This is a genomic window from Leifsonia poae (genome assembly GCF_050632865.1).
In the GTDB taxonomy this organism is placed as follows: Bacteria; Actinomycetota; Actinomycetes; order Actinomycetales; family Microbacteriaceae; genus Leifsonia; species Leifsonia poae_B.
The window spans coordinates 428,996-450,691 of the sequence record NZ_JBODSA010000001.1; the positions used below are offsets into that span (position 1 = coordinate 428,996).

25 protein-coding genes and 1 pseudogene are annotated in these 21,696 nt (G+C 70.6%); 15 read left to right on the top strand and 11 right to left on the bottom strand.

Translation table 11 applies throughout. The features are described 5' to 3' along the window. The first annotated feature begins 27 nt into the window (after positions 1-27). Positions 28-1,089, top strand: a complete 1,062-nt coding sequence (locus tag ACRAWB_RS02090) for an LLM class flavin-dependent oxidoreductase (RefSeq protein WP_431351836.1) — start codon at positions 28-30, stop codon at positions 1,087-1,089. 12 nt (positions 1,090-1,101) lie between these two features. On the opposite strand, the gene treS is transcribed toward ACRAWB_RS02090, so the two are convergent. Beyond that, positions 1,102-3,339, bottom strand: coding sequence for a maltose alpha-D-glucosyltransferase (gene treS / locus ACRAWB_RS02095; protein ID WP_431352694.1), 2,238 nt, complete (start codon positions 3,337-3,339; stop codon positions 1,102-1,104). 110 nt (positions 3,340-3,449) lie between these two features. After that, a complete protein-coding gene (locus ACRAWB_RS02100) occupies positions 3,450-3,857 on the bottom strand; it encodes a Rho termination factor N-terminal domain-containing protein (RefSeq protein WP_431351837.1) in 408 nt (135 codons plus the stop codon). Between the two features lie 168 nt (positions 3,858-4,025). Between ACRAWB_RS02100 and ACRAWB_RS02105 the strand changes: the two genes are divergently transcribed. After that, positions 4,026-4,328, top strand: coding sequence for a hypothetical protein (locus ACRAWB_RS02105; RefSeq protein WP_431351838.1), 303 nt, complete (start codon positions 4,026-4,028; stop codon positions 4,326-4,328). On the opposite strand, the gene ACRAWB_RS02110 is transcribed toward ACRAWB_RS02105, so the two are convergent. After that, entirely contained in the window at positions 4,322-4,963 is a 642-nt protein-coding gene (locus ACRAWB_RS02110) for an NAD(P)-dependent oxidoreductase (RefSeq protein WP_431351839.1), read from the bottom strand. The two genes, ACRAWB_RS02105 and ACRAWB_RS02110, sit on opposite strands and share 7 nt — an antisense overlap. A gap of 146 nt (positions 4,964-5,109) precedes the next feature. Here ACRAWB_RS02110 and ACRAWB_RS02115 point away from each other — a divergent pair, with 146 nt between their 5' ends. From ACRAWB_RS02115 to ACRAWB_RS02140, 6 genes are all read left to right on the top strand, one after another. Continuing rightward, complete coding sequence (locus ACRAWB_RS02115) at positions 5,110-5,424, top strand: hypothetical protein (protein ID WP_431351840.1); 315 nt, start codon at positions 5,110-5,112, stop codon at positions 5,422-5,424. 5 nt (positions 5,425-5,429) lie between these two features. Then, complete coding sequence (locus ACRAWB_RS02120) at positions 5,430-5,828, top strand: ATP-dependent DNA ligase (RefSeq protein WP_431351841.1); 399 nt, start codon at positions 5,430-5,432, stop codon at positions 5,826-5,828. Positions 5,829-5,867: 39 nt separating this feature from the next. After that, entirely contained in the window at positions 5,868-6,161 is a 294-nt protein-coding gene (locus ACRAWB_RS02125; RefSeq protein ID WP_431351842.1) for a hypothetical protein, read from the top strand. Positions 6,162-6,232: 71 nt separating this feature from the next. Beyond that, entirely contained in the window at positions 6,233-8,134 is a 1,902-nt protein-coding gene (nhaA, locus tag ACRAWB_RS02130; RefSeq protein WP_431351843.1) for a Na+/H+ antiporter NhaA, read from the top strand. Positions 8,135-8,173: 39 nt separating this feature from the next. Beyond that, on the top strand, positions 8,174-8,764 hold the full coding sequence (locus tag ACRAWB_RS02135) for a YdeI/OmpD-associated family protein (protein WP_431351844.1): 591 nt from the start codon (positions 8,174-8,176) through the stop codon (positions 8,762-8,764). Between the two features lie 97 nt (positions 8,765-8,861). After that, positions 8,862-9,893, top strand: coding sequence for a cupin domain-containing protein (locus tag ACRAWB_RS02140; protein ID WP_431351845.1), 1,032 nt, complete (start codon positions 8,862-8,864; stop codon positions 9,891-9,893). A gap of 11 nt (positions 9,894-9,904) precedes the next feature. Here ACRAWB_RS02140 and ACRAWB_RS02145 read toward each other — a convergent pair whose 3' ends face one another. The 5 genes from ACRAWB_RS02145 to ACRAWB_RS02165 all read right to left on the bottom strand — a co-directional run bounded on the left by ACRAWB_RS02145 (position 9,905) and on the right by ACRAWB_RS02165 (position 13,379). Beyond that, positions 9,905-10,279, bottom strand: coding sequence for a hypothetical protein (locus tag ACRAWB_RS02145; RefSeq protein WP_431351846.1), 375 nt, complete (start codon positions 10,277-10,279; stop codon positions 9,905-9,907). 5 nt (positions 10,280-10,284) lie between these two features. Continuing rightward, a complete protein-coding gene (locus tag ACRAWB_RS02150; RefSeq protein WP_431351847.1) occupies positions 10,285-10,614 on the bottom strand; it encodes a hypothetical protein in 330 nt (109 codons plus the stop codon). Position 10,615: 1 nt separating this feature from the next. Beyond that, the gene (locus ACRAWB_RS02155) at positions 10,616-10,861 is read right to left on the bottom strand and encodes a hypothetical protein (protein WP_431351848.1); all 246 of its coding nucleotides are present in this window, start codon (positions 10,859-10,861) and stop codon (positions 10,616-10,618) included. A gap of 356 nt (positions 10,862-11,217) precedes the next feature. Next, a complete protein-coding gene (locus ACRAWB_RS02160; protein WP_431351849.1) occupies positions 11,218-12,693 on the bottom strand; it encodes an MFS transporter in 1,476 nt (491 codons plus the stop codon). Positions 12,694-12,725: 32 nt separating this feature from the next. Then, entirely contained in the window at positions 12,726-13,379 is a 654-nt protein-coding gene (locus ACRAWB_RS02165) for a TetR family transcriptional regulator (protein ID WP_431351850.1), read from the bottom strand. A gap of 59 nt (positions 13,380-13,438) precedes the next feature. Here ACRAWB_RS02165 and ACRAWB_RS02170 point away from each other — a divergent pair, with 59 nt between their 5' ends. The 4 genes from ACRAWB_RS02170 (at position 13,439) to ACRAWB_RS02185 (ending at position 16,790) form a co-directional block, all read left to right on the top strand. Beyond that, positions 13,439-14,299, top strand: a complete 861-nt coding sequence (locus tag ACRAWB_RS02170; RefSeq protein ID WP_431351851.1) for an SDR family NAD(P)-dependent oxidoreductase — start codon at positions 13,439-13,441, stop codon at positions 14,297-14,299. Positions 14,300-14,309: 10 nt separating this feature from the next. Continuing rightward, the gene (locus tag ACRAWB_RS02175; protein WP_431351852.1) at positions 14,310-15,656 is read left to right on the top strand and encodes an MFS transporter; all 1,347 of its coding nucleotides are present in this window, start codon (positions 14,310-14,312) and stop codon (positions 15,654-15,656) included. Between the two features lie 84 nt (positions 15,657-15,740). After that, complete coding sequence (locus ACRAWB_RS02180; RefSeq protein WP_431351853.1) at positions 15,741-15,944, top strand: hypothetical protein; 204 nt, start codon at positions 15,741-15,743, stop codon at positions 15,942-15,944. A 75-nt stretch (positions 15,945-16,019) separates the two neighbouring features. Then, complete coding sequence (locus ACRAWB_RS02185; protein WP_431351854.1) at positions 16,020-16,790, top strand: EAL domain-containing protein; 771 nt, start codon at positions 16,020-16,022, stop codon at positions 16,788-16,790. A 60-nt stretch (positions 16,791-16,850) separates the two neighbouring features. Here the strand turns inward: ACRAWB_RS02185 and ACRAWB_RS02190 are convergent, their stop codons facing one another. Next, positions 16,851-17,108: a hypothetical protein gene (locus ACRAWB_RS02190; RefSeq protein ID WP_121259778.1), complete on the bottom strand. Its 258-nt coding sequence runs from the start codon at positions 17,106-17,108 to the stop codon at positions 16,851-16,853. Positions 17,109-17,231: 123 nt separating this feature from the next. Here ACRAWB_RS02190 and ACRAWB_RS02195 point away from each other — a divergent pair, with 123 nt between their 5' ends. Then, complete coding sequence (locus ACRAWB_RS02195) at positions 17,232-17,546, top strand: hypothetical protein (RefSeq protein ID WP_363807913.1); 315 nt, start codon at positions 17,232-17,234, stop codon at positions 17,544-17,546. A gap of 137 nt (positions 17,547-17,683) precedes the next feature. Further along, a complete protein-coding gene (locus ACRAWB_RS02200; RefSeq protein ID WP_431351855.1) occupies positions 17,684-17,950 on the top strand; it encodes a hypothetical protein in 267 nt (88 codons plus the stop codon). Between the two features lie 96 nt (positions 17,951-18,046). On the opposite strand, the gene ACRAWB_RS02205 is transcribed toward ACRAWB_RS02200, so the two are convergent. Then, positions 18,047-20,602 (bottom strand): DUF4062 domain-containing protein, encoded by a 2,556-nt coding sequence (locus tag ACRAWB_RS02205; RefSeq protein ID WP_431351856.1) that lies wholly within the window; start codon positions 20,600-20,602, stop codon positions 18,047-18,049. 126 nt (positions 20,603-20,728) lie between these two features. Between ACRAWB_RS02205 and ACRAWB_RS02210 the strand changes: the two genes are divergently transcribed. Then, positions 20,729-21,004 (top strand): hypothetical protein, encoded by a 276-nt coding sequence (locus tag ACRAWB_RS02210; RefSeq protein ID WP_431351857.1) that lies wholly within the window; start codon positions 20,729-20,731, stop codon positions 21,002-21,004. Positions 21,005-21,025: 21 nt separating this feature from the next. Here ACRAWB_RS02210 and ACRAWB_RS02215 read toward each other — a convergent pair. Beyond that, a pseudogene (locus ACRAWB_RS02215) lies at positions 21,026-21,672 on the bottom strand (NADPH-dependent F420 reductase). Between the last annotated feature and the right edge of the window lie 24 nt (positions 21,673-21,696).

The following is a 21,696-nucleotide window of genomic DNA, read 5'->3' on the forward strand; positions in this document are numbered from 1 at the left end:
CACCGATCACCCGAGAGATACACACAAATGAACACCGCACCCAAGAACACCGAGCCCCGGACCTTCCCGCTCACCTTCGGCCTCAACACCTTCGGCGACGTCACCGCCGACGCCCAAGGCCGTCCGATCTCGCACGCGCAGACCATCCGCGACCTCGTCGGGCACGGCGTCGCCGCTGAGAGGGCCGGCGTCGACTTCTTCGGGATCGGCGAGCACCACACCGACGACATGCCGCTCTCGGCGGCCGACGTCGTGCTGAGCGCGATCGCCGCCCGCACCGAGCGCATCCTCCTCGGCTCCGCCGTGACCGTGCTGAGCTCGGACGACCCCGTCCGCGTCTTCCAGCGCTATTCGACGCTGAACGCCGTCTCGGACGGCCGGGCCGAGATCATCCTGGGGCGCGGCTCGAGCATCGACTCCTTCCCGCTGTTCGGCTTCGACCTGTCCGACTACGAGGACCTGTTCGAGGAGAAGACGAACCTCTTCGCCCGCCTGCGTGAGGGCGGTCCCGTCACCTGGGAGGGGCGCACCCGCGCCGGCCTGCGCGACCAGGATGTGGTCCCGCACCTCGAATCGCCGCTGCCCACCTGGATCGGCGTGGGTGGCAGCCCAGAGTCCGTGATCCGGACGGCGCACTACGGCTTCGACCTGATGCTCGCCGTGATCGGCGGCCCTGCCGCCCGGTTCGCGCCGTACGCGGAGCTGTTCCACAAGGCGCTGGAGCAGTTCGGCCGGCCTCCGGGGCGGATCGGTCTGCACTCGCCCGGCCACGTCGCCGCGACCGACGAGCAGGCGCGGGAGGAGTTCTGGCCGCACTTCCGCGACATGATCACCAAGGTGAGCGCCACCCGCGGCTTCGCGATCCCGACCGAGGCGTCGTTCCAGCGCGAGCTCGGGCCGGACGGCAGCCTCTACGTCGGCTCGCCGGAGACCGTCGCGACGAAGATCGCCGCGAACCTCCGCATCCTGGGCGCCCACCGGTTCGACCTCAAGTACGGCATCCCGGGCATGACCGACGAGTCCCTGCTCACCGCCATCCGGCTGTACGGCGTGGAGGTCGTCCCCCGCGTACGGGAACTGCTGGCCTGATCCGGCGCGCGGTCACTGCTCGGCGGGCGTCCGCTTCAGGATGAGGAAGCGGGCGCCGTACGCCGGGACACTGACCGGGAAGCTCGCCAGGTCGTCCACAGTCCCGACCTCGCTGCCGTCGGCAGCGTCCGTCACCGTCGCGCGGTGGGGAAGCGCCTCCGACCGGACGGTGCCGTCGACCGCCGAGTCCGTCATGTTGAGCACGGTCAACTGCACGATCGGCAGCCCCTGCTCATCCAGCGTCTCGAGCTCGTGCACCAGGACGAGCATCCCGGGATGCGCGACGTCCGGCACGTCCACCTGGCGGGCGGTCGCGATGCCCCAGCGGTTGCGGATGCGCAGCAGCTGGCGCAGGCGGCTCGCGAACGAGTCGCGCGTCCGCAGCTGCTCGGGCAGCGTCCCGTAGAGGGAGCGCGCCCGCGGCATTCCGGACGGCGAGCGCTCCGCCTCCGGGGCGACCCCGAGGAGGTCGTGCGCGCCGCGCTCCACCCAGCGTGTGTCGCCCTCGGCGATCAGGTCGGCGACCTCCGAGCGCGGGACGGTCAGCGAGCCGAGGAGGTCCCAGCCGGAGAGTGCGAAGACGCCTGGCTGCCAGGCGTTGAACGCCGCGAGCAGCAGGTGAGCATCCCGGATCGCGGGGATGTCGTCCTCGGTGATCGAGTCGAGCGTCGCGTGGCCCTGCGTCGCCGCGATGAGCGACGCCGAGGTGCAGGCGATCCCGTTCGTCGTGAAGACCAGGTTGTAGTCCGCGGTCGGGGCCGTGATCGCCTCTGTCAGGTCGGCGCGGATGCGCTGGGCCAGCTCTCCTCCGGTGATCTCCTCGCCGCGGAAGGTGTAGACGTCGTTCGCGTGCAGGGTGGCCCAGTGGACCAGCTCGTAGGTGAGCTCGTCGTGGTTCTGCATGCCGTGGACCAGGCTCACCGGCTCGACGCCCAGCTCGAGGGAGGTGCGCAGCGTGAGCCGCAGGAACTCCGTGTCGCCGGTCGCCAGGGCGTGGTGGTACGCCGGGCGGTTGATGAAGTCGTAGGACAGGTCGGCGCCGACCGCACCCGTGTCGCGGATGTCCTCGACCGTCAGGTTCAGCTCCTGGAAGGTGAAGCCGCCGACCTTGCGGACCATACCGGCGATGATGTGGTTCGCCGCGTGAGAGAGCGGGTGCCCCTCCGACCAGGCGGGCATCCCCTCTGCGCTCTTCTCGACGCCGAGGAAGCCGTTCGCATCCAGTCGAAGAGCGCTGGTGCCGAGGTCGCCGAGCGAGTGGAGGGCGTCGCCGATGACCAGCCGCATGCCCGAGAAGGTCGGGTCGAGCCAGTTCACCGAGGGCTGGCCCTCCTTGAAGTAGTGGAGGTAGACCCAGCGACGGGTGATGCCGTCCACGCCGATCACCGGTGCCGTCGCACTCCAGTTCGTCTCTTTGACGCCCGGCGCGAAGAAGATCACGCGCTGCAGTTCGCCGATGATGTAGCCGCTCTCGGCGAGGGACGCCTCGGTCGCCGCATCCAGGTTCACCGAGTCGCGGCCCTCCGGCACGTCCGGCAGCAGGTGCCACTCGTCCGGCGGGATCTCGACCATGTGGTAGATGCCGGGGTAGTCCTTGTAGGCCATCTCGGCGAGGCGGAAGTCGGCACCCTTGCCGGTGTGGCCCGGGACGATGTCGTCGATGACGCTGCCGCCGTGCTCCTCGGCGACGTCCGTCAGGCGGCGGAAGGTCTCCTCGTCGCCGAAGGCGGGGTCGATCTGCGTGCCGATGCGGTCGAAATGGCCGTCGACGCTCGGGGTCTCCTGCCAGCCCCGGATGCCGCCGGCCCGCTTGACGGGACCGGTGTGGAGGCCGTTGATGCCGATCCGCTCGAACGCGGTCCACAGCTCGGGATCGGCCAGCGCGGTCAGGAACGACTCCCCGGGCCGGGTGATCAGCGAGATCGGGTACGCGGTGAACCAGACGTCCGAGGTCGAGACGGCGCGGCGCGCGTCCGGGCGGGCGTAGGGGTTGCGCCACATGCTCGGCGAGCCGGAGAGCTGACGGCTCAGCACGTCCGCATCCTTCAGCATGGACTGACGGACCAGCCACTCGACGTACGCCGGGTTCTGGCCGTTGGCCGCGCGCGGGTCGGAGAACGACCGGCGGATGCTGCCGCCGCGCAGGTTCGCCCGCGGCCGCAGTCGGCGGGGACGCGCGGGGTACAGCTGCTCGTCGTAGGTGATCTCCTCCGGCGGCAGCTCCTCCGTCACCTCCCCGGTGGTCTCCACGCCGGTATCGGTCGTGCTCTCGGTCACCTCGGGCGCCTCGTCGTCCACTCGGTCTCCTTCCGTGGTTGTCACCGTAGTCCGTCGTGCCGTGGGGCACGTCGACCGGGCGGTTACTCGCTCAGGCGTTCGATGAGCTGGCCCTTGCTCAGTTTCGAGACGTTGCGGAGGCCGCGGGTGCGAGCTACATCCCTCAGTGCCTGAACCGTGAGGCCGTCGAGCTCGGGGTCGTGCGGGGCGGAGGTGGTGACCGAGCCGGCGAACTCGACGGTCTCCTCGACGCCCTGGTCCCGAACGGACGGGAGCGGTGGAGTGAGGTCGACCACCGACGACGCTGCATCGTCCGTCCCCGTCGTGCTCCGGCCGACGGCGTCCGCGAGCTCCTTCTGCATCGCCTTGGCCCGCTTCTTCGCCTTCTTCTTGTCGAGCCTTTCGACCGCTTCGAGCGCCTGGTCCACGGCCTTCTCGGCGCGCTTCAACGCCTTCTCGGCCGCCTTCTCGAGCATCTTCTGCTTCGCCATCCCCGCTCCGCTCCCGTCGATCGCGTTCCCTCTGAACGGTGCCACGGGGCCGCCGAGTGGGCAAGGCGCAGGAGACCCGTCTCCCTGAGAATTCGTGTCTATTCGGCCCGGGCAATAAATAGGAGAGTTACTATCTAGCCCGGCTTACCAATAGAGGAGGAAGCCATCATGGGGCAGCTGCTCGTGGATCGTCGATGTTATGAGATCGACGATGCCGACCTCGTGAACCTCCAGCCGGTCCTCATGCAGGCGCTCTCCGCCCACGGGAGCGTGTCGCTCGTCGTGCATGCCCGCGACGCCGAGGAGCACGTGCTCATCGCGGGACGGCGGCCGCTGTCGCTCCAGTTCTCCTCCGCCGTGAGCGCGAGCGGAGAGGTCGTCGAGCGGATGCTCGACGAACTCGCCCTGCTCGGCAGCATCACGCTCGTCGGCGTCCACACCGATGCGACCCCGCCGGAGGCGGTTCAGTAGGCGAAGTGCACCTGCGCGCGGCGACGCGACGGGGTCTCGATCTCGTCGACGACCGCCTTCGCGAAGTCCTCGCCGCCGATGAAGGAGGCGCCGTCGGCGTCGAACAGCGCGACGTCGTCGCCGACGCGGTAGGAGCCGCGGGGCTCCGTCTGCGGCGCGTACGAGCCGTAGGTCGCGGCGGGGCTGACGAAGACCCAGTCCAGGCCCTCCGGCGCATTCGCGATCAGGTCCTCCAGCACGGCGTTCAGCTCGCGGGCCTCGTCCGCGAACTCCGGCGGCAGGTCGTCGCCCTCGGCGAACCGCGGAGCACCCGGCGCCGGGCGCAGCGAGCTGAACCCGCCGATGACGACCAGCCGTGCTCCGGAGGCATCCGCCAGCTCGGCCAGACGCGTGTAGCGGCGGCCCAGGGTGCCGGCGCTGTCGCCGCGCGGGGAGACGGTCGCCACGATCACGTCGGCGCCGTCGACGGCCTGCTCCGGCTCGTCGGCCGACCCGGTCAGGTAGTTCACTCCGTCCACCGGCTCGGCCGGCTCGGAGCGGCTGAGCGAGGTGACGCGGTGGCCGCGCGACACGGCCTCCTGTGCGATGTGGGAGCCGGTGAAACCGGTGCCGCCGATGATCGTGATGTCCGCCATGTCGTCCTCCTTCGCGGGGCGGCGCTCGCCCCGTCAGAAACCGGCAACCGGGAGCGTCCCGCGTTTCTTCCCGAGGACGTGACTCACCGCCCGGGCCGGTTTGTCAACCGCCTGTGCGGGGTTTTCTCGCGCCTACCGTCGACCCCATGAAGCACGTCACCTACGGCGACAAGTCGTTGCTGGTCGGCGACGAGGCAGCCGACCTGCTCATGAGCTACGCCACCGTCCTCGGTCGGAACAACAGCACCGACTCCGTCACCTTGCGCGCGATGGGTGTGGACGGCAACGAGGTCGACGCGACGTTCCTGCTGAACCCGTCCACGACCATGGTGATCGAGTCCACCAACGGCAGCGGCAGCGAGCCCGACAACGAGCTCGTCGTCGAGTACATGCGACGCGGGATCAATCGGCTGACGCAGTCCTACGAGATGCGCACCGACCACGACCCGCTCGAGAACTGAGCCCCATGGGACACCTCATCTACGGGAACATGCGCGTCGAGTTCGAGGACCGTGTCCTCGCCCACCTGCAGATCGTCATCGTCAACAAGCTCCGGCGATCCGAGTCGTTCGCCGTGTCCTGGCGTGACGCCAACGAGGTCGGCGACGGCCGCAGCGCGATCTGGGTGGATCCGTCCATCCCCCTGTACTTCAAGTTCGACGGCTCGCGCGCGCCCGACATCGACCGTGAATGGCTCCTCCGGCTCGCGGACTCCGCGGACAGCTCGACGGGGCTCATCGTCGCGGGCCGGGACGGCGAGGCCGTCGTCGCGGTGCCCGCCATCAGCATCGCGCTCGGCAGCCGGAAGGCGAACGGCGCCAACGGGAGCACCCACGGCGGCGGCCGGGGGCGCCGCCAGCGCTGACCGTGAGGCGCCGTGAGATCGAGTGGAAGGAGACAGGGAATGAGCATGTTCAGCGGAGGACGATCGGTCGTCTTCTACGTGGTCGGGGCGGTGCTGGTCGTGGCGGGGATCGTGTGCCTCACCCGCTACGGCGTCGAGACGCCGGGGAGCAACAGCACGGGCGAGTTCGCCGCCTGGAACGTCGGCTTCACCGTCGGCGCGGCCGTCCTGCTGGGAGTGGGCATTCTGCTCCTCGCCACGGGTTTCGTCCGCGGACGCCGTCGTCGTGCCGAGCGCCACGCCCGCCCGTCGCGAGACCTCGAGCCGGGGGCGACGGAGGAGGTCCGGCGGTAGCCGCACGGCTCCCTCCACAGCCGCGTCGCGAAGGCGTGACCGCAGCCGCCGCACTCGGTAAACTCGCGCCCGTGGCCATCCCCCTCACCGTCATCCAGCGCTCGCCGGACCCCGAGTCCCCGGAGCAGTCGCGCGACCGCCGTCCCACGCTGACGGAGCGGTTCCGCGCGATGGGCCGCAGCCGGATCGGGGCGCTCCTGCTCGTCGCGGCGACCCTCGTCGCGATCGTGTGGGCCAACATCTCGTTCGCCGGGTACGAGCAGTTCTGGGAGACGCACCTCAACATCGGTGTCGGCGACCTGCAGCTCGACTTCACCCTCCACTCGCTCGTCAACGACGCCCTGATGGCGATCTTCTTCTTCACCGTCGGGCTGGAGGTGCGGCGCGAGTTCGCGATCGGCGAGCTGACCAGCTGGTCGCGCGCCGTCGTCCCGGTCGTCGCGGCCGTCTTCGGGCTGGCGGTGCCCGCGATCATCTACGTGATGTTCACGCTCGGCACGGGCATGGAGCACGCCTGGGGAGTCGTGATCTCCACCGATACGGCGTTCCTCGTGGGCGCACTCGCCCTCGTCGGCCCGCGCGCGACCGGCCGCCTGCGGGTGTTCCTGCTGGCGCTCGCGGTGGTGGACGACATCGGTGCGCTGAGCATCATCGCGCTCGTCTACACGGAGAACTTCAACCCGGTCCCGCTGATCGTGGCGGCCGTCGGGCTGGCGGGCGTGTACTTCACCCGCTACCTGCGCGGCGGCCGCGGGCCGGTCTACGCGACCCTCGCCATCATCGTCTGGCTGGCGTTCCTCGCCTCGGGCGTGCACCCGACGCTCGCGGGCGTCGCGATCGCCCTGCTCATCCCGGTCTACCGGCCCAACCGGCGGGATGTGGAGCACGCGCTCGACTTGGCCCGCACCTTCCGGCAGTCGCCGAACACCGAGTACGCCCGCGCCGCGGCCAACAGCCTGCGCGAGTCCATCTCGATCAACGAGCGGCTGCAGTCGGCGTGGGGGCCGTACGTGGCGTACGTCGCGCTGCCGCTGTTCGCACTCGCCAACGCCGGGGTGCGGCTGAGCGGCGACATCCTCCTCGGCGCCATCGTCTCGCCCATCGCCTGGGGTGTCCTGGTCGGCCTCGTCGTCGGCAAGTTCGTCGGAGTCTTCGGCTCGACCGCGCTGCTGCGCGTGTTTCGCATCGGCGACTTCGGGCCCGGCCTCACCCTCGACCGGCTGGCCGGCGGGGCCGCGCTGTGCGGCATCGGCTTCACCATCTCGCTGTTCATCGTCGACCTGGCCATCCCGGGCGAGGAGGCGCAGAACGCGGCGCGCGTGGGCGTGCTCGCTGCGACGATCGTCGCGTTCCTGGTCGCGACCGTGCTGTTCCGCATCTCGGACGCGCATCGGCCGAAGGAGGAGGCCGGCGTGCGGCTCATGCGCCCCGTCGACCCGGCGCGCGACCACGTCTTCGGATCGCCCGACGCGCCGTTCGAGATCGTCGAGTACGGCGACTTCCAGTGCGGCTTCTGCCTCAAGGCCACTGGCTCGGTGGTGGAGGTGCAGCGCGAGCTGGGCGACCGGCTCCGCTACGTCTGGCGGCACGCCCCGCTGACCCGCTTCCACCCGAACGCGCTGGCAGCGGCCGAGGCGTCGGAGGCGGCGGCGCGGCAGGGCAAGTTCTTCGAGTTCGAGCGCAGCCTGTTCGCCGACCAGGAGCACCAGCTCCCGTCCGACATCATGCGCCGCGCCGAAGAGCTCGGCCTCGACCTCGACCGCTTCGAACGCGACCTGGCGTCGCCCGAGGTCGCGGCCCGCGTCCGCGACGACATGCTGGATGCCGAGGCGATGGACATCACCGCCGTCCCCACCTTCTTCATCAACGGCCGTCGCCACGTCGGCCCGTACGACGCGCGGTCGCTGATCCGCGCGCTGCAGGAGACGGCGGACGCGCCTGCGGCCGAGCAGCCGCGGCCGGGGACGGTGTAGGCGTCACCCACTGTCGGCGGTCGCCCGTAGGATCGCGGCATGGCCGGCGACGCACCCGCACCCCAGCAACTCCTGGTCGCCGATCAGGCGGCGTGGCGCGCGTGGCTCGATGAGAACGAGTCGACCTCCGACGGGGTCTGGCTCGTGCTCGCCAAGAAGGGCGTCACCGAGCCGACGAGCCTGACCTACCAGGAGGCTCTGCAGGAGGCGCTGTGCAGCGGGTGGATCGACGGGCAGCGCAAGGGGCGCGACGAGACGACCTTCGTGCAGCGGTACACGCCGCGGCGCAAGACGTCGCTGTGGTCGGAGCGCAACATCGGCCTCGTCGCGACCCTGATCGCCGAGGGGCGGATGCGTCCAGCCGGGCACGCGGAGATCGAGCGCGCCAAGGCGGACGGGCGCTGGGAGCGCGCATACAGCGGCGCCGGGACGATCGGGATGCACGACGACCTCGCCGCCGCGCTGTCCGCCTCCCCGGAGGCGACCGCGACGTTCGAGCGGCTGAACGCGCAGAACCGGTACGCCGTGCTCTGGCGGGTGAACACCGCACCGAGCGAGACCAGCCGCGCCAACCGGCTGGCGAAGCTGATCGGGATGCTCGAGCGCGGCGAGACGCCCTACCCGCAGTGATCTCCTACAGGCAGTGATCGTTCTCCCGCAAGCGTTGTCCTCGGCCGCGGGCGGCCCTTAGCGTGGCGGTGAAGCCGTTCACCGAAGGGAAACCCGCATGCCCACGACCTCCCCGCACGTCGCCTCTCTGATCGACTCCGCCGACACCTACGAGAACGACTTCGGCCGCATCTCACAGCTCACCGCCGACGACTTCCCGATCCTGAAGCGGATGTCGCTCAAGCGCATCGTGCTCGAGCCCGGCGGGGTGCGCGAGCCGCAGTGGAACGTCAACGCCAACCAGATCGCCTATGTCGTGCGCGGCACGGTCCTGGTCTCCATGCTGGCGAACGCCGACGAGTTCGCGAGCTTCGTCGTCCAGCCCGGGCAGATGTACCACGTGGCATCCGGCGCGATCTACCACATCGAGAACGTCGGGGAGGAGACGGCGGAGATCATCGCGTCCCTCCGCACGGCGCGCCCTGCGCACTTCTCGCTGCAGAACAGCTTCAACGCGATGACGGATGCCGTGCTCGGCAACACCTACGACCTCCCGTCCTCGGCCTTCGCAGCCTTCGACCGGCACGACGCGCAGCAGATCGTGCGGCGGGAGGGTGCGGCGCGCATCCCGGACACCGCCGGCCTGCCGAACGCCCACCTGTTCGACCTGGGCGGCCAGAACCCGCCGCTCTCGTACGACTACGGCAGCGCTCGGCTCGGGCGCAAGCAGTTCTGGGCGGCCCTTGACGACCTCTCGATGTACTCGCTCGAGGTGGCGAACACGGGGATGCGCGAGCCGCACTGGCACCCGGTCACCGCCGAGCTCGGCTACGTGCAGAGCGGACACGCCCGCATGACGGTGCTCGACCCGGACGGCACCCTCGACACGTACGAGCTGGAGCCCGGCAACGCGTACTTCATCCCGCGCGCGTATCCGCACCACATCGAGGCGCTGGGGGAGGAGGGCATCCACTTCCTGATCTTCTTCGACCAGCCCACGCCGGGCGACATCGGTTACCGGGCGACCGCGTCGGCGTTCTCGCGCGAGGTGCTGTCGGCCGCGTTCGGTGTGCCGGAGGCGCAGCTGCCGCGGTTCCCGTTCACGCCGGTCGACCCGCTGATCGTCGGGCGGACAAACCCGATCGACTGAAGAACCCCGCGTCAGCGCGTCGTCAGCCCGCGCAGGGCAGCGGTCGTCGACCCGAAGTCGACGTGGATGTGCGTGCAGTAGTCCGCGAACCGCGAGATGTTCGCGAGTGGCGGCATCCAGTACGCGCCGCAGCCGTCGCTGCCTGCGGCCTGGCCGGCGCGCGACCCGGACGGCATGAAGGAGTCGAGGAACGGCAGCAGCACGTTCGTGGACACGTCGTTGCCGCGTGTGCGTCCGCCGCCGATCCAGGTGAGGTCCATGGCGTTCGGCGCGCCGGCCGGGGTGCAGTGCCGCGAGGTCGGGTTGCTCGCGCACGTGGCGACGCCGTCGTTGGCGCAGTGCCGGTTGAGGTCGCTGACCTGCACCGAGCCGTAGTTGCGGATCACGATGATCAGCGTCTGCAGCGTTCGGAGGTCGATGTTGCACTGGGGGTCGCGCCGATCGTGCCGTTGGCGATCGGCTGAATCTCGTTCGGGATGATGTCCCGCTCGGCCCACTCGATGATGAGCTGGCCCGACGCGTTGTAGTCGAGCAGTTTCTGCGCCGCGGCCTGCGGCGTCGTGGGCACGTTGACGCACGTCTCGACGCACCGGCTCTCGGCGGGTTGCGAGAGCCACGCCTGGGCGGGGGCGGCGGGGGAGGCGGCCGTCGCGGCGCCCGCCACCAGGGCGACGACGAGCAGCAGGGCGGCGCGGAGCACGGTCCGTGGGGAGCGTCGCATGTCAGTCCTGGCTCACCGTGACGCCGGCGAGGGTGAAGCAGTCGTGCGCGGCCGCGGTGGAGGAGTCGACCGTCTGCTGCGGACCGACTCCCGTCTGCGGGTCGATGGGGTGGGTGCGGATGAACTCGAGGTCGTTCGCGAGCGGCTGCCACACGGCGTCACCGGCCGCCGCCTGCGCGGCCAGGGGCGCGGCCGTGGCGACGCTCGCCGCCGCGAAGCCGTCCGCGATCGTCTCGCACGCCTGCACCGCGAGCGCCTTCGCCGCGGCGGGGTCCGGGGAGTGGGCGCGGTCGCCGGAGGGTCGGGGACGGGCGCCCCGGTCGGCGTGGGAGTCGGCGTCGCCGTCGGGGTGTCACTCGCCGTCGCGAGCGGGGTGGCGGTCAGCGGTGCGTCGCTCGGAAGCGCCGCGGGCGCGTTGCCGACCTTGCCTGCGCATCCGGTGAGGGCGGCGAGGGCGAGAAGACCGGCCGCCGCAACGGCGACGAAGGGCGCACGACGGCGCGCGGACTGCGTGAGCATCGGACCCCCATCCCGAGCGGCTGAATACAGGTTCAGGCTACGGGGAGGCCGGCGGCTTCCCCGGGAGTGACGCGCCAGCGGCCGTCAGATGCCGCGCTTGCCGGCCTTGTGGCGTTCGCGCAGGTCCACCAGACCGACGATCAGCGCGACCGCGAGCAGCGCGAGGGTCATCAGATACCCGCTGCGAACCGCGTCGTGATACTGCGCGACGGGATGCGACCCTCCGCCCGGCACGGTCGCGAAGAACACCGCCGTCACCAGCGCGATCCCGACGGCCGTCCCGATCCGCTGTCCGAGCTGCGCGATCGAGCCGGCTGCGCTGCCCTCCTCCGGCGGGATCTCGGACAGCGTCAGCGTCTGGTTCGGCGAGATGACGAACCCGCCGCCGATCCCGCCGATCAGGGTCGACCCGGCCATGAACCACGCGGCGGTGGACGGCGGAGCCAGGGTCGCGGACGCCAGCAGCGCGCCGATGCCGACGATCACGATGACCAGACCGGTCACCACCAGTGCACGCCCGAAACGCTGGACCAGCCGGCCGCCGACGAACGCCGAGACGGCGGCGCCGAGCGCGAACGGGACACTGACCAGCCCAGCGGCGAGCGGCTGCGCGTGCAGCCCCTCCTGGAGGTAGAGCGTTGTCACGAGGAAGCTCGCCGGGAGCCCGGCGAAGTACACCGCCGCGATCAGCAGGCCGTTGCGGTACGAGGCGATGCGGAACAGCTCCAGGTGCACGATCGGCGACAGTCCGCGCCGCCGGTAGGCGCGCTCCCAGAGCAGGAAGGCCGCGCCTGCGACGACGAACGCGATCAGCCACAGCCACCGCTTCGGGTCGTCGGTCGAGGACCCGGTGGTGAGAAGGAACGGCAGCATCAGGCCCAGGATGGCGGCGGCGAGCAGCACCAGCCCGATCGGGTCGAGCTGGGTGCCGCCTTCGGGGCGGTCCTGGCGCTTCGGCAGGTAGCGGAGCGCGAAGAACAGCGCGATGGCTCCGCACGGCACGTTGAACCAGAACAGCAGCCGCCAACCCTCCGTCGCGCCCCCGATCGCGATGAGGGAACCGGCGAGGGTCGGCCCGATCGCCGTCGCGATGCCGACCATCGCACCGAAGACGCCGAACGCGCGCCCGCGCTCCTCTCCTCTATAGAGCTGCTGGATCATCCCGAGCACCTGCGGCATCTGGACGCCCGCCGCGGCACCCTGGAGGAAGCGCGTGACGGTCAGCCACACGATCCCGGGCGCCAGAGCGCACAGAGCGCTCGCCAGGCTGAAGCCGATCAGGCCGATGACGAACATCGCCTTGCGCGACCGGGTGTCGCCCAGCCGCCCGGAGGGGATGAGGGTGAGCCCGAACGCGAGCGCGTACCCGGCCACGATGAGCTGCAGCTGCGTCGAGTCGGCGTGCAGCGAGCGCTGGATGGACGGCAGCGCGACGTTCACCCCCGACAGGTCGAGGATGGTCAGCGCGCCGACCGCGATGCAGACGGCGAAGGCGGGCGTGCGGCCGGACGACGCGCTGCGGCGGGAGGTCGACGTGGGGGCGGTGGAGGCGTCGGTCACGCCGATACCGTACGCCCGGCGGCGCCGGCAGTTCAGCCCGCGAGGGCGCCGGTGAGGTAGGCGGTGAGGATCCGGCGCAGCCGGGGTTCCAGATCGACGAGCGCGTGTCCGAGCCGCGGGTCGGTGCGGTAGAGCTCCGCGATGGGAGGCGGCGGCGTGGAGATCTGCCAGAACGTGCCGGCCAGCGAGGTCGCGGCGGCGACGAGGTCGCGCGCGGCCGTGTCCGAGAGCTCCGGCAGCGCCTCCCGGACCGCCTCTGCGATTCGCGCCAGGCTCGCGCCGGTGGTCAGCTTGAACGCGCGGACCGCCTCCACCGAGACGTTGCGTTCGAGGTTGAGCGGCGCCTGCGCGAGAAGGTCGCAGAACGTCCCGCGCGCGGAGAGCGTGGCCGCGAAGGCGGCGGCGACGCCGGAGGGAGTGGATGCGGCGCGCACGCGGTCGCACAGCACCGGCGTCCACTCGCGCCAGCCGTCCGCCGTCAGCCGGAGGAAGATCTCCTCGCGCGTCTCGAAGTAGCGGAGCATCGCCGACTTGTGCATCCCGACCGCGTCGGCGATGTCGGTGAGGGTGATCTCCCGGATGCCCCGCTCGGATGCCAGGGTGCGCGCGGCATCGAGGATGGCCTGCTCGCGGGCGGCCTTCGCCTCGGCGGAGCGGGCCCGCTGGAACGTGTCGGCAGAGCTCATGGACCCAGCTTAGCGCAACCGAGTTGCATTACGTAGCGAAACGGTGTTTCATTAAGTCCATGGAACAGACATGGTTCATCACAGGGTCCTCGCGCGGCTTCGGCCGCGCCCTCGTCGTCGCCGCCCTCCAGGCCGGCGACCGGGTCGCCGCCACAGCGCGCCGGCCGGAACAGCTCGACGACCTCGTTGCCGAGTACGGCGACCGCATCCTCCCGCTCGCCCTCGACGTCACCGACGCCGCGCGTGCCGCCGCGGCACTCGCGGAGGCGCGGGAACGCTTCGGCCGCATCGACGTCATCGTGAACAACGCCGGCTACGCCAACGTGGCGCCGATCGAGACGGCCGACGACGCCGACGTCCGCACGCAGTTCGAGACCAACTTCTGGGGCGTCTACAACGTCAGCAAGGCCGCCATCCCGTTGCTGCGCGCGCAGGGCGGCGGGCTGGTCATCCAGTTCTCGTCCGTCGGCGGCCGCGTCGGCGGTTCCCCCGGCATCGCCTCGTACCAGGCGGCGAAGTTCGCGATCGACGGCTTCAGCCGCGTCCTCCGCGCCGAGACCACACCGTTCGGGGTGAAGGTGCTCGTCGTGGAGCCGAGCGGCTTCCGGACCGACTGGGCGGGCGCCTCCATGGAGGTGCACGACATCCCGGAGCAGTACGCGCAGACCGTCGGGCTCATGAACGCGCGCGTCCGGCAGAGCGGGAACGCGCCCGCCGGCGACCCGGTCCGCGCAGCCGAGATCCTGGTCGCGGTCGCCAAGCGGGACGACATCCCGACCAACCTCCCGCTCGGCGTCACGGCGAGCGAGATGAGCGTCGCCCAGGACCGCCGCCTCCTCACCTCCGACCAGGCGTGGGCGCCCGTCAGCCGCTCGGCCGACGCCGACCAGCCCTACCCGGCGGAGTTCCCCGCCCAGTAGGGTCGGGGCCATGACGACGGCGTCCGCGAAGGAGGGCATGCGCACGTTCGCGCAGGTGCTCGTCAACACCGCGGTCGCCAACGTCACCACGAGCTTCCTCTGGTTCGCCCTGGTCTTCTGGGTGTACCTCGAGACCCGGTCGGTGCTCGCGACCGGGATCGTCGGCGGCGCGTACATGCTGCTGGTCGCCGTGGTGTCGCTGCTGTTCGGCACCTTCGTCGACCGCCACCGCAAGCAGACGGTCATGCTGCTCGCCGCCCTCATCACGCTCGTGTCGTTCTGCGTCGCCGGGGTGCTCTTCCTGTTCTTCCCGGAGGACGCCCTGCTCGACCTCGGCGGCCCGATGTTCTGGATCTTCTCCGGCGTCATCCTGTTCGGCGCCGTCGTCGAGAACCTCCGCAACATCGCGCTGTCGACCACCGTCACCCTGCTCGTCCCGGTCGAACGCCACGCCAACGCCAACGGCCTAGTCGGGACGGTGCAGGGACTGGCGTTCATCGTCACGAGCGTCTTCAGCGGGCTCTCGGTGGGACTGCTCGGGATGGGATGGACGCTCGTCATCGCCATCGTGCTCACCGGGCTGGTCGCCTTCCACCTCCTGTGGCTGCGCATCCCGGAGGAGCTGCCGGAGCCGGACGCGTCGACCCCGGCCATCGACCTGCGGGGCAGCGTGTCCGCCATCCGGGGCGCGCCGGGGCTTTTCGCGCTCATCATCTTCTCGACGTTCAACAACCTCATCGGCGGCGTGTACCTCGCCCTGATGGACCCGTACGGCCTACAGCTCTTCTCGGTCGAGCTGTGGGGGATCGTGCTGGGCGTCGCGTCCACCGGCTTCATCCTCGGCGGCCTCGTCGTCGCCCGGTTCGGCCTCGGGCGCAACCCCATCCGCACCATGCTGCTGCTGGTCGCGGGGATGGGCGTGCTCGGGGCGACCTTCACGCTGCGGGAGTGGTGGCCGCTGTACGCCGGCGGGATCTTCGTCTACATGCTGCTCATCCCGGCCGTCGAGGCGGCGGAGCAGACGGTCATCCAGAAGGTGGTCCCGTACGACCGCCAGGGGCGGGTGTTCGGCTTCGCGCAGGCGATGGAGTCGGCCGCGGCTCCCGTGACCGCGTTCATCATCGCCCCGATCGCGCAGTTCCTCATCATCCCGTACATGACGACCGAGGCCGGCGGGGCAACCTGGGGCTGGCTGCTGGGCGACGGCAGCACTCGCGGCATCGCGCTCGTCTTCGTCTTCTCCGGGCTGATCATGATCGCCCTCGCGCTCGGCGCGTTCCTCACCCGCTCCTACCGCATCCTCTCGGCCGCGTACGGAGACGAGGAGCCGAACGGCCGCGTGGTGACGATTCGGTAAACACGACAAGTCGTACCTCCCCGACGGGGTGCCGGGTGGATATAGTCCGACCCGTACGAAGGCCTTCGAACGGGGGATGAGGCCATGCAAGGACTGTCATCGGCGGGAGCCTTCGCCGCGGCGATCGCGCTGGCGGCGATTGTGCTGGCGTTCGCGCCGGTCGGCACCGCCATCGAGCCGGCCGTGGTGGCGGTGGACCTGGTGGTCGCGGGCGTCGCGGGGGCGGCGGCGGCGACTTTTCTGGCAATCGCGGGAGGTGTGCGCCACCGCAAGCGCCGAGCGCGCTAGCGGTCCAGGGGCTGTTTGCGCAAGGGGTCAGCGGGAAAGTTGACAACTTTCCCGCGCGTGGGGACCATCGGAAAGATGACGTTGGTGGACGGGACCCTCGAGGACTTCGCCCGCGATCTCGAGATCGCGCTGGCGCAGCGCCAGGTCCTTGCTGCCTATCAGCCCCAGGTCGCGGTCGCCGACGGAACCGTGGTGGGCGTGGAGGCGCTGGCCCGCTGGACGCATCCGGCGCGCGGGCCCATCGCTCCCGACATCTTCGTCGACGTCGCGCAGAAGACCGGCCTGCTACCGCTCCTCACGGCGCGCATCATCTCCGACGTGACCACCGAGTACGTTCCGGGCTGCGTCATCGACGTCGCGGTGAACGTGTCGGCCACCCAGCTCGAGGACCCCTCGCTCTACGACATGTTCGACGGCGCGTTCGCGACCGGACGCTGCAATCCGCACACGCTGGTGGTGGAGGTGACCGAGAGTCACAGCGTCGAGCACCCGGAGCGCGTGGCGGCGCCGCTCGAGGCGCTTGCCGCCCGCGGGGTGACCATCTCCGTGGACGACTTCGGCACGGGGCACTCGTCGTTCGCGCGCGTGGAGTCGCTGCACGCACGCGAGCTGAAGCTCGACCGCAGCCTCGTGCAGGACGACTCGCGCGTCCGCGAGGTCGCGCAGATCATCACCGAAGCCCACCACCGCGGCATCCGCGTGGTCGGAGAGGGCGTCGAGGAGCAGCTGCAGTTCGACCGCCTGGCCGAGGCGGGATGCGACCGCGCTCAGGGCTACTGGATCTCGAAACCGCAGCCGGCCAACGCCCTGCGCTCGTGGTACCGCGCCCGCACGAATCGCCGTTGAGACGACGAATGCGCGCGACCTGACGACAGGTCGCGCGCATCCACGATGCTCAGCGCGTGCTCAGAGCGCGTCGAACGAGTCGATGTCGACGCGCGGCTCCTCCTGACGCGTGGCGGGAGGGTCGACCTCGATCTGCGCCCACGTCACCGGCATGCCCGGGGAGAACAGCACGTCGACGCCGGGGCCTCCGCGCAGCGGAGGGATGGTGACGTAGCCGCCGCCGGCGCGCACGGCCTCGAGGATCTTCCCGCGCAGGTCGTCCACCGGATCGGGGAGGAAGTAGTCCTTTCCATCGACCGTGAGGCGGTGAACGATCATGCCGTGATTCCTTTCATCGGGTTGCGAAAAACTCTATCGCGCGGTCACGATACACCTGTATCGGGCGCGTATATGCTTCGGTGAGCACAGAACGCGCGCCAACCCGACACACGAAAGGCACCTGTGGGCACCCTCCGCTACGACGGCGAAAGCTACGAACTCGACGACCGTCTGCTCTTCCACATCCAGATCGCGATCAGCACGAAGCTGCGTCGCGGTGAGAACTTCTTCCTCACCTGGCCGGTCCCCGCGGAGCTCGGGAGCGGCCGTCACACCATCTGGGTCGACAACGGCGTCCCCCTGCACATCTTCTTCTCCGGCTCCAAGGTCCCGACGCTCAACAAGGACTGGATCGAGGCGATGATCCAGACCGGTGCCCGCGCCTCCGGGATGGTCGTCATGGAGGAATCGGAGCTGCGTCCCCCCGCCCAGCGATGACGCTGGGCCACTGCTTATAGCGGATGGCCTGAGGGAAAACAAGGCCCCCGCATTTTCTTGCTTCGCCAGATGGATAGTTCGATCATCTGAATAGATCTTGCGATCGACCCCGACGGAAGCGAAGTAAGGAAACGACCATGGCCGAACAGCTCGCCGACATCATCGACCTCCCGACCGAGTACGTCACCTGGCACTCGCCGGCGGAGGCGCTGTGGGTGGCTTCGACGCCGACCGCCTACGTCGGCATGGTGGACCGCAACCACGACGGTTTCGTCGCCACCGACTGCACCGGCCGCGAGCTGGGCGTCTACGCGACACAGGAGTCGGCCCGCGTCGCCGTGTACGGCGCCTGGGTGTCGCCGGCCCGCGTCGAGGAGACCTCGGAGCAGGCGCTCATCGCCTGACGCACAGACCATCCCGGCCGGCGTTTCGGGTGCGCCCACCGGGATCTGGCGGAACCCCGGCACCGTTCTGGTGCCGGGGTTCCAACGTTTAAGCCGTCAGTTGATCGCGGGCTCGGTCAATGCCTCTGCCACCGCCTGCTCGACGCCGAGCTCACGGCCCTCGGCGACCGCCGCGGCCAGGCGTCCGGGAGCAGTGGCGGCGGCCAGCCGATCCAGGTAGCGCTGGTGGAAGGTGAAGGTCGGCCCGTTGTGCGTGCCCGATCGCTCCCGCAGTGCGTGCGCCGCCCCGGCGAGACGGCCGGCGCGGTCCACATCGCCCGCGAGCGCGGCGACGGCCGCCAGGCCCTCCAGCCCGTAGGCGATGCCCTCGATGTGACCGAGCGAGGTCGACAGGGTGACGCTCAGGGCGAAGTCCTTCCTGGCGTCCTCGGGCGACCCGAGCAGGAGGTGCGCCCAGCCCAGGTGGTAGGCGGCGATGCGGCCGCCGACGGCGTCCCCGCTGCGCTGGGTCAGGGCCAGCGACTCGTCGAAGCGCTCGAAGGCGGTGTGGAGGTGCTGCTGCAGCAGGGCCACGCGCCCGAGCAGGACCAGCGCCATCGACTCGCCCCAGCCGTCGCCGGTCTCCCGGAACAGCGCGAGGCTGCGGTCCATCACCTCGCCCGCCCGCGCCGTGTCCGGCTTCTCGCCCGCCATCAGGGCGAGCGCCAGCGAGATCATCGCCATCGCCTCGCCGGAGCGGTCGCCGCAGCGGCGGAACAGGTCGGCGGCCTCGGAGAGGTCGGCGGCGACCCGGCCGTCCGGGTCCTTCCAGAACCGGATGGTCCGGGTGAAGTAGAGCGCGATGGCGCGGGTGCGGTCCTGCAGGGTGTCCCCGGACTCGAGCGGTTCGTCCATCCACGTGCGGACCTCGCCGAGCAGTCCGGTGACCCAGAAGTAGAGGAAGAGCGGGAAGGCGAGCTGGGCGGCCCGGTCCCAGTCGCGGGCGTCCAGGAGGAACCGCTCGGCCGCCCGCAGGTTGTCGCGCTCGTCGCCGAGCCGCTGCATCCACTCGCGCTGGCCGCCGGCCTTGAGCGGGAGCCGCGCTCGCGCCCCGAGGTCGATGAAGTACCGCGCGTGGGCTTCCCGCGCGCTGTCCAGCTCGCCGTCAGTCGCCAGCTGCTCGCGGGCGTACTCGCGCACGATCGCCTGCATCGTGAAGCGCGGGCGGTCGTCGCTGTCGTGCTGCGACACCAGGCTGGAGTCGATCAGCACCGCGAGCTCGCTGAGCACGTCCATCCCGTCGCCGTCCCCGACGGACTCCGCCGCCTCCAGCGTGAAGCCGCCCTCGAAGACGCCGAGCCGGGCCAGCAGCCGGCGCTGCTCGGGGGCGAGCAGCTGCGTGCTCCACTCGATGGTGCGGCGGATCGTCTGCTGCCGCTCCGGGAGGTCGCGGGAGCCGCCGACGAGCACCGACAACCGGCGGTCGAGGCGGTCCAGCAGCTCGGCGGGGGAGAGCACCCGGATGCGGGCCGCCGCGAGCTCGATCGCGAGCGGGGCGCCGTCGAGGGCGGCGCAGACGCGCGCGACGGCCTCCTGGTTCTCCGGCGTGATCTCGAAGTCGGGCTTCACCGCATGCGCGCGCTCGACGAACAGGTTCACCGCCGAGTCCTCGGCCAGAGGACCCACCTCGTAGCTCTGCTCCGCACTCACCCGCAGCAGGGCGCGGCTGGTCACGAGGATGGACAGGCCGGGTGCGGCGGCGAGCAGTCCGGTCAGCTGGGGCGCTGCGTCCAGCACCTGCTCGAAGTTGTCGAGCACGAGCAGGATACGGCGGTCGCGCAGTGCGGTGACCAGGTTGTCCATGATGGGCGCGTCGCCGGTGTCGCGGACGCCGAGCGCCTGAGCGATGCGGTTGGGCACCCGCTGCGGGTCGTGGACGGCCGAGAGGTCGACGAAGACGGCGCCGTCCTCGAAGTCCTGCGCGGCCGCGCGGGCTGCGGCGATCGCGAGCCTGCTCTTGCCGATCCCGCCCGGGCCGGCCAGGGTGACGAACCGGGTGCCGTTCCGCAGCCGGTCGACGATGGACGCGATGTCGGCGTCGCGCCCGACCAGCCCGGTGAGCGGCACCGGGAGGCGCACCGGCTCGACCACGCGGTCGGCGTCGCTGGCCACGTCGGCGGTGACGGCGGCCCGGCTCATGTCGAAGCGCTCGGCGAGCAGCGTGGCGAGATCGTTCTCGATCAGCCCCGCCAGCTCCTTCGGCGTCTCGAAGTACTTGTAGGCGGCGCGGTCGTCGTCCCGGATGCGCGCGAGCAGGGTCGCGAGCTTCGGCTCCCGGTTGTCGGCCGGGCTCTTCACGTACAGGAGGCGCGGCAGTTCGGGCGGGCAGAGGTTGTACTCGTCCTCGAGTCCGGACACCTCCTCGCCCGGGGCGGTCCAGCCGTAGCGCTCCCAGTACAGGCCGACGAAGACGTCGCTCTGCTCCAGATAGGCCCGGTAGAGCTCGCGCGGGGGATGGGGACGGGCCCCCAGCTCGAACATCACGGGCGCGAGATGGAGGCGTTCGATGGCGGTTCGCGCGGCCCGGCGCTCGGCGGCGAGCTCCTGCAGCGTGGAGGATACGAAGATCCGGAGCCGCTGGTCCGGCGTGCGAATCACATGAGGACTGCTCATGTAACCTCATTCTGTTGCGTTCGCATGCGCTTGTACAGAGGTTTGTCCGCGTGGCGCGTATAACACGGCCCCCGCGTACAGCACAAGGCTCTACAGCCGCCTCCCGGACGGGCGTTTGCTAGGCGTGTGAAAGAAATCGCCTGGTACGTCCTCGGATTCTCCGCCGCCGTCTGCGCGCTGGCGTTCGGGCTGCTCCTGGCACCGGACGCGGGCGACACCCGCGAGGTCTCCGGAGGGCTGCTGCAGCACCTCTCGCCCACCGAATGGGCCGACCTCGTCGTCGCGCTCCTGTTCGGGCTGATCGCGTTCGTCAGCGGCAGCTACCTGACCTCTCGCGCGGCCGCCGAATCGGACGACGCCATGGTGACGGTGGAGCTGCTGCCGGCCGAGACGGCCGCCTGAGCCCCACCGCCCCGTAGCGGGTCAGATGTCGCGGTAGCGCTTCGCCGCCCCCAGCGCCGCGCGCAGCCCCGCCGCGTCGTAGCGCTTCACGTACGCCGGGGTGTCGCGCTGCGCACGCCATCCCTCGGCCAGCTCGCCGATGTCCACCGGGTCGAAGCCGAACTCGTCGATGAGTGCCGCGACGCGCTCGCGTGCCCCGGCGTCGTCGCCCGCCACGATGAGGGCGCGGCGGCCCTCGGAGCCGGCCGGCTGGCTCTGGCTGGTGAGCTCGCGCGCGCCGATGTGGTTGAACGCCTTCACGACCTTGGACGTGGGCAGCACCTTCTGCAGGCGCTCCGCGACGGTCGTCGACTCGTCGTCCAGCTCCGCGATGTGGCCGTCGCGCTGCGGGTAGTAGTTGTTGGTGTCGATGACGATCTTTCCGGCGAGCTCGTCGACCGGCAGGGTGGCCTCCGCGGCGAGCGGGGTGGTCACCACGACGATGTCGCCGGCGGCGGCCGCCTCGGCGGGGTCGCTGCGCGGGCGTGCTCGCCGAGCTCGTCGACGAGGGCCTGCAGGGTCTCGGGGCCGCGGGAGTTGCTGAGCACCACGTCGTAGCCGCGCGCGACCGCGAGGCGCGCGAGCTGGGATCCGATGTGGCCTGAACCGATGAGTCCGATAGTGGTCATGGTTGCGGCAACCGCGGGCGTCGC